The organism is Martinezella lusitana, from assembly GCF_016901135.1.
In the GTDB taxonomy this organism is placed as follows: Bacteria; Pseudomonadota; Alphaproteobacteria; order Rhizobiales; family Rhizobiaceae; genus Rhizobium; species Rhizobium lusitanum_D.
In genome coordinates, this window is the sequence record NZ_JAFEVL010000048.1 from 22,411 (window position 1) to 38,562 (window position 16,152).

General features: G+C 58.1%; 15 protein-coding genes and 2 tRNA genes. 7 read left to right on the top strand and 10 right to left on the bottom strand.

All coding sequences use genetic code 11. From position 1 onward, the window contains the following. Positions 1 to 126: 126 nt before the first annotated feature. The 3 genes from JTP94_RS20915 to JTP94_RS20925 all read right to left on the bottom strand — a co-directional run bounded on the left by JTP94_RS20915 (position 127) and on the right by JTP94_RS20925 (position 3,387). A complete protein-coding gene (locus JTP94_RS20915; RefSeq protein ID WP_204852410.1) occupies positions 127 to 1,044 on the bottom strand; it encodes an ABC transporter permease subunit in 918 nt (305 codons plus the stop codon). 7 nt (positions 1,045 to 1,051) lie between these two features. Then, on the bottom strand, positions 1,052 to 1,936 hold the full coding sequence (locus JTP94_RS20920; protein WP_204852411.1) for an ABC transporter permease subunit: 885 nt from the start codon (positions 1,934 to 1,936) through the stop codon (positions 1,052 to 1,054). A gap of 98 nt (positions 1,937 to 2,034) precedes the next feature. Next, the gene (locus JTP94_RS20925; RefSeq protein ID WP_204852412.1) at positions 2,035 to 3,387 is read right to left on the bottom strand and encodes an extracellular solute-binding protein; all 1,353 of its coding nucleotides are present in this window, start codon (positions 3,385 to 3,387) and stop codon (positions 2,035 to 2,037) included. Between the two features lie 326 nt (positions 3,388 to 3,713). On the opposite strand from JTP94_RS20925, the gene JTP94_RS20930 reads away from it, so the two are divergent. Continuing rightward, positions 3,714 to 4,271, top strand: a complete 558-nt coding sequence (locus JTP94_RS20930; protein ID WP_204852413.1) for a sugar O-acetyltransferase — start codon at positions 3,714 to 3,716, stop codon at positions 4,269 to 4,271. A gap of 7 nt (positions 4,272 to 4,278) precedes the next feature. On the opposite strand, the gene JTP94_RS20935 is transcribed toward JTP94_RS20930, so the two are convergent. Beyond that, positions 4,279 to 4,590 (bottom strand): hypothetical protein, encoded by a 312-nt coding sequence (locus JTP94_RS20935; RefSeq protein ID WP_204852414.1) that lies wholly within the window; start codon positions 4,588 to 4,590, stop codon positions 4,279 to 4,281. Between the two features lie 116 nt (positions 4,591 to 4,706). Here JTP94_RS20935 and JTP94_RS20940 point away from each other — a divergent pair. Continuing rightward, positions 4,707 to 4,781, top strand: a tRNA-Asn gene (locus JTP94_RS20940). Positions 4,782 to 4,797: 16 nt separating this feature from the next. Here the strand turns inward: JTP94_RS20940 and JTP94_RS20945 are convergent. Then, on the bottom strand, positions 4,798 to 5,169 hold the full coding sequence (locus tag JTP94_RS20945; RefSeq protein WP_204852415.1) for a hypothetical protein: 372 nt from the start codon (positions 5,167 to 5,169) through the stop codon (positions 4,798 to 4,800). Between the two features lie 267 nt (positions 5,170 to 5,436). Here JTP94_RS20945 and JTP94_RS35940 point away from each other — a divergent pair, with 267 nt between their 5' ends. After that, positions 5,437 to 5,676 (top strand): hypothetical protein, encoded by a 240-nt coding sequence (locus JTP94_RS35940; RefSeq protein WP_037201750.1) that lies wholly within the window; start codon positions 5,437 to 5,439, stop codon positions 5,674 to 5,676. Positions 5,677 to 6,040: 364 nt separating this feature from the next. Next, the gene (locus tag JTP94_RS20950; RefSeq protein WP_204852416.1) at positions 6,041 to 6,445 is read left to right on the top strand and encodes a DoxX family protein; all 405 of its coding nucleotides are present in this window, start codon (positions 6,041 to 6,043) and stop codon (positions 6,443 to 6,445) included. A 602-nt stretch (positions 6,446 to 7,047) separates the two neighbouring features. Here the strand turns inward: JTP94_RS20950 and JTP94_RS20955 are convergent. The 5 genes from JTP94_RS20955 to JTP94_RS20975 all read right to left on the bottom strand — a co-directional run bounded on the left by JTP94_RS20955 (position 7,048) and on the right by JTP94_RS20975 (position 10,801). Further along, positions 7,048 to 7,209 carry a hypothetical protein gene (locus tag JTP94_RS20955; protein ID WP_204852417.1) on the bottom strand — a complete coding sequence of 54 codons (162 nt, stop codon included), beginning with the start codon at positions 7,207 to 7,209 and terminating at the stop codon, positions 7,048 to 7,050. 349 nt (positions 7,210 to 7,558) lie between these two features. Continuing rightward, positions 7,559 to 8,659 carry a porin gene (locus JTP94_RS20960; protein ID WP_204852418.1) on the bottom strand — a complete coding sequence of 367 codons (1,101 nt, stop codon included), beginning with the start codon at positions 8,657 to 8,659 and terminating at the stop codon, positions 7,559 to 7,561. Between the two features lie 974 nt (positions 8,660 to 9,633). Continuing rightward, complete coding sequence (locus JTP94_RS36060) at positions 9,634 to 9,936, bottom strand: hypothetical protein (RefSeq protein ID WP_409456621.1); 303 nt, start codon at positions 9,934 to 9,936, stop codon at positions 9,634 to 9,636. A 197-nt stretch (positions 9,937 to 10,133) separates the two neighbouring features. Further along, positions 10,134 to 10,207: transfer RNA gene (locus tag JTP94_RS20970), tRNA-Cys, on the bottom strand. A gap of 162 nt (positions 10,208 to 10,369) precedes the next feature. Next, complete coding sequence (locus JTP94_RS20975; RefSeq protein ID WP_204852419.1) at positions 10,370 to 10,801, bottom strand: Rap1a/Tai family immunity protein; 432 nt, start codon at positions 10,799 to 10,801, stop codon at positions 10,370 to 10,372. Positions 10,802 to 11,276: 475 nt separating this feature from the next. On the opposite strand from JTP94_RS20975, the gene JTP94_RS20980 reads away from it, so the two are divergent. The 3 genes from JTP94_RS20980 to JTP94_RS20990 all read left to right on the top strand — a co-directional run bounded on the left by JTP94_RS20980 (position 11,277) and on the right by JTP94_RS20990 (position 16,031). Next, a complete protein-coding gene (locus tag JTP94_RS20980) occupies positions 11,277 to 11,948 on the top strand; it encodes a protein-L-isoaspartate O-methyltransferase (protein ID WP_204852420.1) in 672 nt (223 codons plus the stop codon). Between the two features lie 239 nt (positions 11,949 to 12,187). Next, positions 12,188 to 13,066, top strand: coding sequence for a PopZ family protein (locus JTP94_RS20985; RefSeq protein WP_204852421.1), 879 nt, complete (start codon positions 12,188 to 12,190; stop codon positions 13,064 to 13,066). 121 nt (positions 13,067 to 13,187) lie between these two features. Next, complete coding sequence (locus tag JTP94_RS20990) at positions 13,188 to 16,031, top strand: valine--tRNA ligase (RefSeq protein ID WP_204852422.1); 2,844 nt, start codon at positions 13,188 to 13,190, stop codon at positions 16,029 to 16,031. Positions 16,032 to 16,152: the final 121 nt, after the last annotated feature.

Below are 16,152 nucleotides of genomic sequence, written 5' to 3' on the forward strand. Positions count from 1 at the left end.
GGTCGCAGCCCGGTCTCCGCTTTGAAAAGACTGTCTTCGTCCGTCACGACTAAACTGCGCCCTAGAGAGGGTGTCGATAACGAATTGCCTGCCACATCTTCCAAGGAAGAGCGGCAGGCTATCCGATCACTTCTCGGTGGCGATCAGGCCACGAACGAACCAGCGCTGCATCAGGACGACGACGAGGAGCGGCGGCAGCATGACAATCAAGGTGCCGGCCATCGCGATATGCCACTCGGGAAGCCCGCCGCCGACGTTCGGAATGAGCGACTTGAGTTCGGTCACTGCGGTTGCGTGCGACGGATCGGTGGTGACCAGCAACGGCCAAAGATACTGGTTCCAGGCCCACAGGAACATGATGGTGCCGAGTGCTGCCATGTTGGTGCGCGACAGCGGCAGTAGGATGTCGACGAAGAAGCGCAGCGATCCGGCGCCGTCCATGCGCGCGGCCTCGGTCAGCTCGTCCGGTATCGTCAGGAAGAACTGACGGTAGAGGAACGTACCGGTTGCCGTCGCAACTAGTGGCAGGATCAAGCCGGGGAAGGAGTTAAGCAGCCCCAGGCTCAGCGAGACCTGAATGCCTGTAACCTTCTCGATGAGCCAGGTGATGCCGGTGATGTCGAGAAGCCCCTGGTAGGGCGACAGGACGTTGGCGGCGACCGCATAGGTCGGCACGATACGCACTTCGAGCGGCAGCATCAGCGTCACGAAGATCAGCCAGAAGATGAAGTGGCGGCCCGGATAGCGGAAATAGACGAGCGAAAAGGCGGTAAGCGCCGAAATGATCACTTTGCCCGCCGCCACGCCGCTGGCGAAGATCAGGCTGTTCAGCAGCTTGGGGCCGAGATCAGCGGTCGTCCAGGCAGTCTTCATGTTGGTCCAGAAATCGGTGCCGGGGATCAGCGACATTGGTACGCGATTGACGTCGGCCATATTATGGGACGCGGCAATGGCGACGATAGCTATCGGCGCCACTGCCACCAGGAAGCCGATGAACAGGATCACATGGGTGAAGAAATTCAGAATTGGGGTGCGCTCGACCATGTCAGCCTCAACGATAGTGAACGCGCCGCTCGATGAAGCGGAACTGGAAGATGGTAAGCACGATGATCAGCAGCATCAGAATGATGCTCTGTGCCGCCGCACCGGAGTAATCGAGACCTTTGAAGCCGTCGAAAACGATCTTATAGACCATGAGATTGGTCGAGTTGTGCGGGCCGCCTGATGTCATGATATCGACGATGCCGTAGGAATCCTGGAAGCTTTCGGTGATGTTGATCACCAAGAGAAAGAAGATCGTCGGCGTGATCAGCGGGAATTGAACATCCCAGAAGCGCCGGAGCACGCTGGAGCCGTCCATCGCTGCCGCTTCGATTAGCGAGCGCGGAATGGCTTGGAAGGCGGCAAGGAAGAAGATGAAGCTGTAGCCGATATACTTCCACGAGTAGGCGGCGATGATGCAAGCCATTGCGTCGGCTCCATTGAGGCCCGGGTCCCATATCCCTGGCCACCATTGGTTGACAACGGATATAAGGCCGGCTTCCGGCGCCAGGATGAAGCGAAAGGCCATGGCCGACGCCGGGGCTGCGATGCCATAGGGCCAGACGAGCACGACGCTGTAGAATTTCGAACCCCGAAGCTGTCGGTCGGTCAGGGCTGCAAGTACCAAAGCGACGCCCATGGCGATGCTGGTGCTGATGGCAGCAAAAATGATGCTGATCGTGACCGAGTTCCAGTAGTCGTCACTGGCGAGAATCGATTTGAAGTTATCGAGACCGACCCAGATGTTGCCGCCGCCCCAGGGTTGCTGCAGCGTCAACGACCAGAAGATCGCCTGACCCGCCGGCCAATAGAAAAAGGTGAAGATGAGAAGAAGCTGAGGCACTGCGAACAGGATGCCAACGCTCCACTTGCTGAAAGTTGTACGCTTTTCCATGGTCTCTTCCGGCTTGGGATCCCGATGCCATTCTTGCTCTCATGGCGAACGTCCGCCGGGAATCCCCGGCGGACGCTGTCTGTCATGAGCTCTGCTGCTTACGGCAGCTGCTTGCCCTTGTAGGTGGCTTCGAAGCGATCGAGAACGGCGTCGCCATTCTTGACCAGATTGTCGAGGCCTTGCTGAACGCTGACCTTGTTGGCGAAGATGGCCTGCATCTGGTTGCCGAATTCAGCGCGGATCTGCGTGAAGTTGCCGAGGCGTACGCCGCGAGTGATCGGGGTCGGCTCGGAAGCGGTCAAGCTGGCGATCGCTATTTCGCGGCCCTTGTAGGGTGCCTTGTCATAGAAACCGGAGGACTTCATGAAGTTGAAGCCAGCCTTGGTGACCGGGATGTAGCCGGTGTTGGTCGACCAGAAGAGGGCCGTCTCAGGCTTGCCGATGAAGTTGAGGAACGCGGCAGCACCCTTGTATTCGTCAGCCGACTTGCCAGCCAGAACCCAAAGCGATGCACCGCCGACGAGCGAATTCTTGCGCTCGGTGCCGGCGTAGACCGGAAGTTCGGCCACATCCCAGTTCATGCCAGCCTTCTGGGTCTTAGCAACCGTGCCGTGGTCGCCGACCGAGGTGAGGATCATCTGGCAATCGCCCGATGCAAAGGCCTGAACCATATCCTGGCCAAGATCCTTGGACTTGATCTTGATGAGACCCTGGTCGTACCAGCTCTTGAGGTCGGTAACGTACTTGACGAACTTGGTCTTGTTGACGGTCAGGCGAGCGTCGAGACCGTCGTAACCGTTGTTCTTCGTAGCAACCGGCTGGTCGTGGATGGCAGAGAACTGCTCCATCAGCTGCCAGCTTTCGTTGCCGGAGATGTTGATGGCCATCGGGCAATCATAGCCGGCGCCCTTCAGCGCCTTCATGTCGGCGGCGGCATCTTCCCAGGTCTTCGGAGCTTCGGTCTTGCCGATCTTGGCAAAGGCGTCCTTGTTCCAGTAGAGCAGGGCGGTCGAGGAGTTGAACGGGAAGGACAGGAGCTCGCCCTTGGACGTCGCATAGTAGCGCGCGATGCCGGGGAAATAGTCGTTCCAGTCTACCTTGTAGCCGTTCTCAGCCATCAGCTTGGTGACTGAGTGATAGGCGCCCGAAAGCATCATGGTCGCGGTGCCGACGTCATAGACCTGAACGATCGTCGGCTGCTTGCCGGCGCGGAAGGCCGCAATCGTGTTCTGCAGGGCAGCATCGTAGCTGCCCTGGGTGACGCAGGAGACTTCATAGTCCTTCTGCGACTCATTGAAATTCTTGCACATCGTCTGAACGACGCGGTCCAGGTCACCCGACAGGCCGTACCAGAAATCGAACTTGGTCGGAGCAGCAGCAGCAGGCAGGGCCAGCGCTAAGCTCATGACGCCGGCGGCAGCAGCCGAAATGTAGTTTTTAAGTTTCGACATAATCCCTATTTCCTTTTTGAAAGCTCGGAACCGGTGGTCTTGCGCAAGTCCGCGGTAGCGGCGTTATAGACAAGCTGTGTGACAGTTTGTTGAGGGCAAAAATCCCGTATCGCCAGCCATTTTCAGTCGAAGCGAGGGTTTTCGGGCGGCCGATCTTTGAATGATCAAGTATTTGAGACGGCACTAATCAAGGCGTGCAATCTAGGACGGTTCGCGCGGGGCTTGTTGCTTACCCCGAAATGGGTGTTTGTCTTCCTTGCTGGCGGCCCGAATGGTGATGCATGATCTCGCCGGACGAATCCATAAAGCAGCGGAGGGGCGCATCGATGGGCATCACCGAAAGGCAGAGGATGGCGGCGGCGGAATGGTATTGCTGCTTCGATCCCGAACTCGATGCGCTGCGGTGGCTGGCGCGAGAGGCCGTGCATGAGCACAATACGATGCCGCCAGCGCAGCGCGGCAATCTCGGGCCGGCTTTGGCTGCGCTCTTTGCTCACGCCGCGGAGAATGTTTTCATCGAAGCACCGTTTCACTGCTCCTATGGGATGAACATCTCGCTTGGTCGCCGTGTCTATCTCAATGCCGGCTGCACCATTCTCGACAGTGGCAGCGTGCGCATCGGCGAAGGCAGCATGCTGGGGCCGGGCGTTCATATATATTGTGCGGAACACCACAGGGATCCGGAGAAGCGGCGCGCAGGCCTGGAGATTGCGCGACCGGTCACGATCGGCAGGGATGTGTGGATCGGGGGCGGAGCCATTATTCTAGGCGGCGTGACGATCGGCGACGGAGCGATCGTGGGGGCCGGTTCGGTCGTGACAAGAGATGTCGCGGCAGGTGCGACCGTCGTCGGCAATCCCGCCCGGCCTGTCGGCAGGAGCTAGAAGGGGTTCAGTTCGCCGGGCGGCGCCGTCTTGTCCACCACACCGCAAAACGCCGGCGCCAGCGACGCACGACGGGCATATCATGTGACAGCACGATGAAGCCAAGCGGCAGCATCCAGAAGCCGAGCACCGGCAGGAAACCGAGTGTGCCGCCGAAGATGAGGGCGACGCCGACGCCGACGCGGGCAAGACGCGATCTGGGAAGCGGAATTCTCACCGAGCCGAAAACAAGCTCGCGCGTAGAAGGATCAATGCCGAAACGGCGGGCTTTCCGGCCATTTCGACCTCTGTTTGCTGTTGCTTCGCTTTGATCAGTCATCCACAGAAAGTGGTGAGGCGACGAAATAATGCAAGGGAAATCGCTTTTTTTGAAAAAACCGCTTGGCAAATCGGGCAAGCGTTTGTATTAGCCCACTCACACCGCGCCAAGCGCATTCCCTGGTAGCTCAGCGGTAGAGCATTCGACTGTTAATCGACAGGTCGCCGGTTCGAATCCGGCCCGGGGAGCCACTTTTTCTGATAAGAGTTAGTTTTTGCTGTATTGTAAAGAATACAGATCTTCTTCCTCGGCCACCTTTGAAGTCATCATCGTCGATGACATCAGCGCTGCGGTCAAACCGCCGGCGTCCTCTTCCTCGATGGTGGTTATTCTGGAGACGGCGTCGCCTGGGCGCGCCTGCGTGATTAGCAGGGATAGCCATGACGGTCTTTTCGGTTGCGAAGCCGGGCTATTTGCGCTTGGGTCAGGCGAAAAGCTTGACTCTAAGGAATCATAAAAAATGATGCGCCGATTGATGGTTTTGGCTTTGTGTGTATCGATGAGCGCTGGACACGCTTTGGCTGATACCGATGCTGTCTCGAATGCGAAAATGCTTTGCCGAGCAGTCGACACGACCATTTCGCTATCGCCGTGCACCTATTCCGAAGAAACGAAAACGGTCACTGTCTCTGTTGCGACGGGAGGTGGAGACGCTCAAGAGCTTTGCCAGACCATCGAGAGTTCTCTCGTAGAAAAGCACATATATTTCGGTGCCGATCCCTGGAAGCTGAATCTGAAATCGCCCGCCAGCGGCGACAACACGATCGCATCTTGTGATTTGCCGCAAACTCCCCGTTGAAGGGGACGCCGGCCCTGGGAGTGGCGGGTGAAACGAGAGCGGGTGGGATGTCGAAAATCAACGATCTGATAGCGTCGGCAAAGACCGTTTGCGACCGATACGAAAAAGGGCGCATGGAAAGAGAAACCGTCCGAGAATGGGTCTTGCGTCTGGGTGCTTATCCACCGCCGCATGGCGATCGTGTGCGGGAAGCGGCGGAGTGGTTCAGGGCTCACTCTGCAACCGAAGTGCCGGCCGATGTCCGAGATGTCGATTTGGACAGATTAAGAGCAATCTTTTCGCAGTGAGCCGATCGCACTTGATTGTCATTACCGATACTATAGACACCCAGGAAGAACGCGACTGCCGTTAATTTAGAACGGGGTCGGGCGGCCGATTGACGTCACGCTGCTGCTGCGAGATCACGCAGCCGTTCTTTTGTCCCAAGCCCAAGAGTGGACGAACTGTATCAGCGCAGTGGGCAATTTTATTGCACGCGCCCCGCGGCGTCGATTTCTTCGGCCTTAGTCTTCATTGCGCTTTGGTGTGCGATGGACGCGCTATCCTCGTTGACCCGCCTTTCCCAGCCGTGCCAGATTGCCGCCGTTCGCCCGACGGGCCTTCGGGTCGATGAGGCGATATGAGCCGGGTTCGGCATATTGGGGGGATGTAATGTCTGAGAATGCGAGCTCGCGCGGAGCGTCATGGGTGGGGTGGGTTTTTAGCGCAATCGTGATAGTCGCATTGGCGGTCGATGCGGCTGTCGATCTGTTTGCACCGTCGATGGTCAGCGCGGAGATGGAGGCGACGGGATTCCCGGCCGGCCAGGCGACGTTGCTCGGCCTGATCATCCTCGTCTGCGCGATTCTTTATGCCATTCCACGCACTGCAATCCTTGGCGCAATCCTGACGACGGGCTTCCTGGGCGGCGCTATCTGCGTCCATTTTCGTCTTGGAGAAGTATGGTCTCCGCCACAACTTATCAGTTTGCTTTTGGGCATCTTGGCCTGGGGAGGCCTTTATCTTCGCGACGAGCGGCTTCGAAGCCTCCTACCCATCCGTTCTCCAATCGGCTGAGAATCGAAAATCCGCTTTGCCAGGGCTTTTTTGTACTGCAACAACAGAGTCTTGCATTCCTGCCGGTGAGAGGGTTGCCGGCGCGATACAGCGGCGGTTTTCGAGCCACTGTCAGCAAGTTTCATGCAGATGTGTGTGGCACTTCGATGAAATTTGGCTCAAGGTATGGTTGCTCTCGCGAATGTGAGAAGATGTTCATGTGGCGTTAATCTGAACCGGCGCATGAACGTAAGTGCGCGATCCGCGCAGCATAGTCCCCCAATGCTTTAGAGGTTCGACATGAAAAACCTGATTCTTGCTTCTGCACTCGCTCTGGCATCGGTCGTTGCCGTCAGCGCAACGTCCGAGGCGGCTCCGATGCATCATCGTCACCATCAACATTGCTATATGAAGAAGGTGAAGCACAGAGTTCATGGCCACTGGGTCGTCCGCAGTGTACGCGTCTGCCGTTAATCGGTAGAAGCTTCGAACTGGCGCAAAATCCCCTCTGATTGCAAGTCGGCCGCTACCGATATCCTCGGTAGCGGCCGTTTCGTTTCTGGAACTCTATGAAGTGGGACCTGCGGGACGAGTCCCGATGCATCAAGGGCGAATTTCGAATATTACGCCGCTGCGATGCCGGCGATGATATCGGCGGTCGTCGCGCCAGCTACGGTCCCAATGGCGGCGGCGATCCCAGCCGCGATCGTCGCGCCAATGACGGCGATCATGACCGCGCCAGCGGCGGCGATCGTCGTATGAATCCGGGTGCCAGCGCGTTCCACGCTCTTGAACCAGAACGATATCGGGAGCCGTTGCTTGTGAAGCGCTGGGCGGGGCGGCCATCGTCGGCATGGTGACCGACAGCAGCGAGCCTATGGTGAGCGCGGCGGTCAAAGCGATTGAAGCAAAATTTTTCAAAATGATAACTCCTTTATTAAGCCAATGTCCCTTTGCGCAGTAAACGCAATAGCTACGACAAGGTTCCCCCTTCTGGTTGATCGGGGTTCGTCGCAACACGTTTTGCTCGCAGGGAAGCGGCTTGATTTCAGGAGTCGCCAGTCAAGAAAAAAGGGGGCCGGCAGGGAAAGCCGGACCCCTTCCTTCTCTGATCGGAGGTCAAGTCAGATCAGGTCAGAAGTTGCGTTCGAAGCGGAGAATGCCGGCGACGGTATCGTCCTTGGCAAAGTCATAGTGAACGTAGGTCAATTCCGGCTCGACCAGGAGGTCCTTGACCGGGTTGAACTTCAGGTTCGTGGTTGCTTCGAAGATCTTCGAGTCGGTGTAGGCGAGCTGGAGGTTCCACTTCAGCTTTTCGTTGATCGGAACGCCAACGCCGCCCCAAACTGCCCAATCACCCCAGCCGCACTTCGAGCCATTGACAGTGCCGTTCGGCGCCGTGCAAGCAGAAATGTCCTGGTTCGAACCGGCATACTGGTTCAGCTTCTTGCCGTCCGTGTTGTAGCCGCCCATCAAGAAGGCCGTGAGGAAACCGAAGTCGGCATCGACACGAGCCTTGACTGCACCTTCTTCGACGATGGAGTCATAACCGCCAACGACCTTGAAGCCCCATGCGCCAGACTTGAAACCGAGACCAGCAACAACGTTCGGGGCGTAGTGGTCACCCTTCGCCTGTTCCCATGCACCGTCGTAAGTCGTCGAATCGGAACCGGAGTTACTATCTTCGAGCGAGATAACAGCCGAGAAGCCGTTGCCGCCGTCATATTCATAGGTCAACTGGTTGAGTTCGTACGGGCCGTCATAGATCACGTCGTCGTTGATGACGTCGCCGGCGTAACCTACGTACAGGTTGTACTGCGAGTCCTTCTTACCGACGGTGAAGCCACCGAGGCTGATGTAGGACCACAGCAGGTTCGTGCTGGTGGAGCCGCCGTCATTCCAGTCCCAACGAACGATGGTTTCCGTCTTCAACGGACCGTATTCGGTGTCGGTCGCGGTGTCGACGTTCAGCTCGGCGCGGGTGTGCCACAGCGTGCCCTGATTGCTGACGCGATTATAGGCGTTGTACCACTCACCTTCCGTACGAACCTTGCCGCCGATCTTGAGGCAGGTTTCGGTGCCAGGGATGAAGAAGTAGCCAGCACCGTATGCGTCGCAGATGCGAACGTATTCGAGCGGCTCCGGCTCAGCGGCAACGATAGCGTCGGCCGCATGAGCACCGGATACTGCCGCCAAGGCAGCAGCGGAGCCGAGAAGAAGGCTCTTGATGTTCATAATAACTCCAATCTTTCTTGATTGGGCATGAGATAACCCGCCGAAAAGACGACGTGCCCAACCCCATCCCGTTCATGTTCCCTATCAGTAGCTGCGAAGTAATAAGCTTCGCGAACTATTACCTGAACCTGCTCCGCTGATTTGGCAAGATACTAAGACTGGCGAACTATGTGCGTGCTATTCGAAAAAAAACTTTGTTGCAAAAATGACGCAATTCGCTGGGTAAGCTGATTATACGGACCCTTTAGCCGCCTTTGTGGAAGCTGTAGCCAGGTGGAGCCCGGCAAGCGACCAAGTGCCTTTGCGTTGCAAGCATTCGCTTGGATGGTGACGCTTGTGACGTGGGATGGGCGTACACGGGGCGAAATAAGGCGATTAATGCAACGGCCACCGGCGCATGGTCTCTACCGACTGAGAAGTCTGACATCTCCGCTGGCTCGATACTAAGCCGAGGATCGACGAAAGGCCCGTCGGCAAACCAAACGCATGTAACGTCATGAAATTCGATTTGTATTCCCCATGTGCGCGGTTGGCGATTATCTATTCCCATACCACCGTGCGATAATGCGGCAGAGATCCGGCATGGCGGACCACACGAGGGCTTGGGCCGGATCTCGCTCCGAAAGTGAAGCAATGGGATTTGTAAATTGGCGGCTCGTCGGCATTCTCAGATCACACAGTCGGCGTGACGATGAAAACTTTCAGCGACACTATGAGCCATGGGCCGTTCTCTCCATGGAGCTCTTCGAGCGAGAAATTGAGGCCTTCTACAGACGCTCACGATTTACCATCGTGATATCTGCGCGGCGTGACTACGCTGCACGTCTTGCTTGAATTTCGCGAATCCATTTGGTCGTGATTTGGGAACAAAAAAGCCGGAGCATTCGCCCCGGCTTTGTGTATTCGTCTCCACCTTCATGGTCGACCTTCCAGTTGAATGGCGCGTCCCACGAAGAGGTTTCGGTTCTGACAGTTTAATTATTCAACGCGCCACCGATAATGGCGCCGAGAGCGAAGGCTGCCGCCGGATACCAAAGGCCGTCGTTATGGCGACGGTAGCCGGGTCGACGGTCGCGGTAGCCCCGATATCCGTGATAGTAGCCACGCTCGTCTCTGCCGCGATGCGGGCCCCATCCACGGCGGTCTTGGTCTCTCTGAGGCACGTTGCGGTGAACCTCGCCGGACCGGTCGCGATGGTGACGCGGCCATTCCTGCGCATTGGCAAAAGGTGCCGTGAGCATTGTGGCCGCCATGGCGACGATGAAAATCTTCTTCATTGGTTGTTTCCTTGTTATTCGCAAGGCAACCTTAGTAACCGCAAGGTGAACGGGAAGTGAACTTTAAACCCATAAATGTAGTAAAAAGAGTGGATTGCCACCCCCCGTTTCGGTGTGGCGAATGACTCTTGCCAAAATTGCGGCACCAAAAAAATCAAATGATTTCTCAAGTGCTTATCACGGAAAAAAGGGAAGGATGGAGGCCTCGCCCGGAATCGAACCGGGATGCAAGGATTTGCAGTCCTCTGCGTAACCACTCCGCCACGAGGCCATCCGATATATAAAGGCGAGTGATGGCGGGCGTTTAGAACGAATCTTGAATGGGCGCAAGGGCCTGGTCCTGATTATCGCTCTTTTTTCGTTGCGCGTAACAGCTTGCCGGCCGCCTGCAGCGAGTAGGCATGCTCGATACCTTGGAAGAATATCTTGCCGTCTACTCTTCCAGGCAGGGAAAGGCGAATTTGTAGGAGCGAGCGATCAACGAACTGGCGGGCCGCTCGAGCTGCCATGAATGCTCCGCCATCCACTTGCACGCGATCGCGGTCGCTTTGGCGTTGCTGAGATCGGACGGAAGGCAAAAGGCGCCGACAAACTGTTGAAGATAATGCTCATAGCGCGATGAGTTCTTTGGCGTTTGCTTGGTGGCCCGAATCGTCAGATTTTTCGTGCGTTGAGCTTCGTCGAGAATTCCCTGCACATAGACGGAGGCAAGGGTCCGATCCTCTTCGCACCATTCATCAAGCTGTTTGCCGGTGACGACATGTCCGATGATCGGTGCCGCCGCTTGCGGTGCTTCGTCGCTCAGGGCGGCCTGGGGTGCGAGAAGGATAATAAGCAACACTGCGGTGGAGGGCGAAAGCCTCATTCTGTGACCTACATCATCGAAGAAAGACTGGCGGCCAGGAAGACTACCAGCGGCAGTGAGGTTGCGACGAAAAGAACAAGAGAAATGGACATCCAGCCAGCCTTCTTTTGAAATTTGATCTTAACCCGGATGGCTTCGGGTAGTCGAGCGTGGTCCTGCGACGTTAAGATTTGCCTAACGGGCGTCCCACTATGAGGCGCCTTTCTCTCTTGTCCACGACAAGATAAGCGTCGTCGCAAGCCATGCGCTCAATTGCATCCTCCGTCTAGGAAATTCCATCGCGGCAACGGATGAGGGCAACGGAGACGGCTCGATCGGCATTTGAACACCGCGGCTGTTGTTCGTTGGAGACGCATGGCGATGAATCTCCGCGCCTGTTGCCACGATGCCTTGAAAGCTTGGCCGCACGCGATTAAGACACGCGTAGCACTGAAGCAAAGCCGGCCTATCTGGGGCGTAAAGGGCGCAAGAGGATATGATGGATTTCGAAGCAGCACGCGTGAAGATGGTCGAGAACCAGATCCGCACGACGGATGTCACCTCTCATTCCGTGTTGAATGCATTTTTCGCGGTACCGCGCGAAAATTTCGTGCCGGAGAAGTCGAAGCTCCTGGCTTATATAGATTGCGATATCGAGATCGCCCCGGCCGCTGCCGGCAAGGCCGCACGCTTCCTCATGGAAGCCTCGCCGCTGGCAAAGCTCCTGCAGCTCGGCGTCATCACCAAAGAGGACAAGGTCCTCGATGTCGGTTGCGGCACGGGATATGTCTCGGCCGTCCTGTCGCTTATTGCAGATAAGGTGGTGGCTCTCGAAACCGACGAGGATCTTGCGGCTCAGGCCAAGGCCAATCTTGCCGCGCTCGGCTACGACAACGTGACTGTCGTGACCGGCGATCTTGAAAAGGGCCACGCCGGCAGCGCGCCCTTCAATGTCATTTTTGTCGATGGTTCGGTCGAGCAGGTGCCGCAAGCGCTTCTTGATCAACTCGGTGAAGACGGCCGCCTGATCGCGGTATTGGGCTTTGGCCATGCCGCACGCGCCACTGTTTTCATGCGTGAACGCGGCGCCTTTTCGGAAAACGTCTTTTTCAACGCGTCGATCAAGCCGCTGCCGGGCTTTGCCAAGGCCAAGGAATTCGTATTCTGATCGTTTGAGCGATCGGCGATGCATTCGCAACAGGCGCCTCCGGGCGCCTGTTTTTTATTGTGCCGACATGTGGCAGAATCGCATTTGCAGCGCGATTCGTAGCGATCGTAACAAAACTGTGCATCACCGGGTTTAGTGCTTTCACGGTGATTTTTTTCCCGAGGACACTCATCTAGGGTGACCCTGATTCGGGTGCTGCTTTTGGCGAGTTTCCGATCGTTGAATATGGGAATACGGGGATGAATATGGCTCAGCCAAATGTAGTGCGTGAACCGTCCATGGAAGAGATTCTGGCTTCGATCCGCAGAATCATCGAAAGCAACGAGCCCGGGGGCGCCAAGCCCATTTCCTCCACGAATTTTACCAACTCCGGCGGCCGCGATGACGATATTCGCCTGACTGTCGATGAGGAGTTCGCCGCAGCGGATCGAGCATTGGCCGCCGAAGCCGAGCCGCGTTTCGTTGCCGCAAATTCGCAGATGCCTGTCGCCGAGCCGCAAAGCGCGGACCGAGGCCTTTCGCTTGCCGATGTCGCAGCGCGCGTTCGCGCCGCTTCGGAGCGCAACGCCGCCCTGCTGAGCGCCGGACGCGAGCTGCCGCAACCGCGCGAATTGCCGCCGGCCATGGCTGCGCGCCTTGCCGAAGCGCGTGTCGAGCGTGTTGCCGACTTTCCGCTGCGAAATGCCGTTGCAGATCCGGTGACGCCGACCATTCTTCCGACGGCCGAAGTGGCGCCGGCCTCCAAGATGGAACCGGAGCTGGAGGAGCGGAAAGCGCCTGAGGCTGCCGCTGTCCCACAGATGGCTGCCCCGGTAGAGATGCCGGTTTTTGACGCGCCGGAACTCCGCGCACCTGTCGTTGCGGAAACCGAAGATTTCTCTGAGCAAGCACAACATGTGTCACCGTTGATGTCGGAATCCGCCGGTGCGCAGGTCGCCCGCTCGTTTGACGAGCTTGCCGCCATGGTTGACAGTGGCCCGCGTCGCTCCCTCGATGAGTTGGCCCAGGAGATGCTGCGGCCCATGCTGCAGGAATGGCTTGACGACAATCTGCCGACGCTGGTCGAGCGTCTCGTGCGCGAAGAGATCGAGCGAGTGGCCCGCGGCCCGCGTCGCTGACAGCCTGGGCTTCGGGTAGACGATCCGCCGCTCCGGCCTCCGGGGCGGCTTTTTTATTGACTTGCCCACAGCCATCCTATTTACAACCCGCATCATCCAGTCCTCTAGATCCGGTCATAAAATGCTCGACAAAACCTATGATTCCGCCACCGTCGAACCGAAGATCGCCCAAAAATGGGATGAGGCCGACGCATTTCGCGCCGGTGCGAACGCCAAGCCAGGTGCGGAAACCTTCACGATCGTGATTCCGCCGCCGAACGTTACCGGCTCGCTGCACATGGGTCATGCGTTGAACAACACGCTGCAGGACATCATGGTGCGGTTCGAACGCATGCGCGGCAAGGATGTGCTCTGGCAGCCCGGCATGGACCATGCCGGCATCGCGACGCAGATGGTCGTCGAGCGTCGCCTTGCCGAGAGACAGCAGCCGGATCGCCATAATATCGGCCGCGAGACTTTCATCGAAAAGGTCTGGGAATGGAAGGAAGAGTCCGGCGGCCTGATCTTCAACCAGTTGAAGCGTCTCGGCGCCTCCTGCGACTGGTCGCGCGAACGCTTCACCATGGACGAGGGCCTGTCGAAGGCCGTTCTTGAAGTCTTCGTTACGCTTTACAAGGAAGGCCTGATCTATCGCGACAAGCGGCTGGTCAACTGGGATCCGAAGATGCTGACCGCGATTTCGGACATCGAGGTCGAACAGCATGAGATCAACGGCAATCTCTGGCATCTGCGCTATCCGCTGGAGGAGGGCGTCACCTACCAGCATCCGATCGCTTTCGACGAGGATGGCAAGCCGACCGAATGGGAAACGCGCGACTATCTCGTCGTCGCCACCACCCGTCCCGAGACCATGCTCGGCGATACCGGCGTTGCCGTTAACCCGGACGACGAGCGCTACAAGGCGATCGTCGGCAAGCATGTCATCCTGCCGATCGTCGGCCGTCGCATCCCGATCGTCGCCGATGAATATCCGGACCCGACCGCGGGCACCGGCGCCGTCAAGATGACGCCGGCGCATGATTTCAACGACTTCGACGTCGGCAAGCGCCGGGGTCTGCGTGTCGTCAACGTCCTGACGCCGGAAGCGACCATCACCATCAAGGACAACGAGGACTTCCTCGAGGGCCTGGATCATCCTGCCGCGCTGCACGGCGCCTGGGATGAGCTGGAAGGCAAGGACCGTTTCGAGGCGCGCAAGATCATCGTCCGCATCTTCGAGGAGGCTGGGCTGCTCGACAAGGTCGAGCCGCACAAGCACACGGTTCCGCATGGCGACCGTGGCGGCGTGCCGATCGAACCGCGTCTGACCGAGCAATGGTATGTCGACGCCAAGACGCTAGCCGAGCCGGCGATCGCCTCCGTTCGCGATGGCCGCACCAAACTCGTTCCGAAGAGCTGGGACAAGACCTATTACGACTGGATGGAGAACATTCAGCCCTGGTGCGTTTCGCGCCAGCTCTGGTGGGGTCATCAGATCCCGGCCTGGTACGGACCGGATGGCCAGGTCTTCGTTGAAAAGACCGAGGAAGAGGCGCTGCAGGCGGCAATCCAGCATTACCTATCCCATGAAGGGCCGATGAAGGCCTATGTCGAGGACCTGCTGGAAAACTTCAAGCCGGGCGAAATCCTGACGCGCGACGAAGATGTGCTCGACACATGGTTCTCGTCGGCGCTCTGGCCGTTCTCGACGCTCGGCTGGCCGGACGAGACGCCGGAACTGGCGCGCTACTATCCGACAAACGTGCTCGTCACCGGCTTCGACATCATCTTCTTCTGGGTCGCCCGCATGATGATGATGGGCCTGCATTTCATGAAGGACGAGAACGGTGAGCCCGTCGAACCGTTCAGCACCGTCTATGTCCACGCCCTGGTGCGCGACAAGAACGGGCAGAAGATGTCGAAGTCCAAGGGCAACGTCATCGATCCGCTTGAACTGATCGACCAGTACGGCGCCGATTCGCTGCGTTTCACGCTGGCGATCATGGCGGCGCAGGGCCGCGACGTGAAGCTCGATCCGGCCCGCATCGCCGGCTACCGCAACTTCGGCACCAAGCTGTGGAACGCCACTCGCTTTGCCGAGATGAACGGCGCCAAGAGCGACCCGCATTTCGTGCCGGAAGCAGCCGAGCTCACCATCAATCGCTGGATCCTGACCGAGCTTGCGCGCACGGAGCGGGATGTGACCGAGGCGCTGGAATCCTATCGCTTCAACGATGCCGCGAGCGTGCTCTATCGCTTCATCTGGAACCAGTTCTGCGACTGGTATCTCGAGCTGTTGAAGCCGATCTTCGGCGGTAACGATGACAACGCCAAGGCCGAGGCGCAGTCCTGCGCGGCCTATGTTCTCGAGGAGACCTACAAGCTGCTGCATCCCTTCATGCCCTTCATGACCGAGGAGCTCTGGGCGCATACGGCAGCCGAGGGGCAGGAGCGTGACGGCCTGATCTGCCATGCCGACTGGCCGGCTCCCTCCTATGCAGACGATGTTGCGGCCGACGAAATCAACTGGCTGATCGATCTCGTTTCCGGTCTGCGCTCGGTGCGTTCGGAAATGAATGTGCCGCCGGCAGCCACCGCGCCATTGGTCGTCGTCGGCGCGAACGGCTTGACGCGCGAACGGCTGTTCCGTCACGACGCCGCCATCAAGCGGCTGGCGCGCGTCGAGGCGATTTCGCTCGCCGACACCGCGCCGAAGGGGGCTGCCCAGATCATTGTCGGCGAGGCGACCGTCTGCCTGCCGCTTGGTAGCCTGATCGACCTGTCCGCCGAAAAGGCCCGTCTCGAAAAGGCAATTGCCAAGAACGAGCAGGAGATTGCTCGTATCGTCGGCAAGCTCTCGAACGAGAAGTTCGTCGCCAACGCGAACCCGGATATTGTCGCTGCCGAGCGTGAACGTCTCGGCGAGCTCGAAGGGCAGCTTGCCAGCCTCAAGGTGGCGCTTGCCCGGGTCAGCGAAGCCGCCTGAAAATAAAGGCTTTTATCCAAGGAGAGAGGGCACGCCGACGAAAGTCGCGTGCCCTTTTATTTGTCCTGTCGATTCGACGTAGATTGACTGGAAAATACGCCTTCGCCCGCCGTCAGTTTCG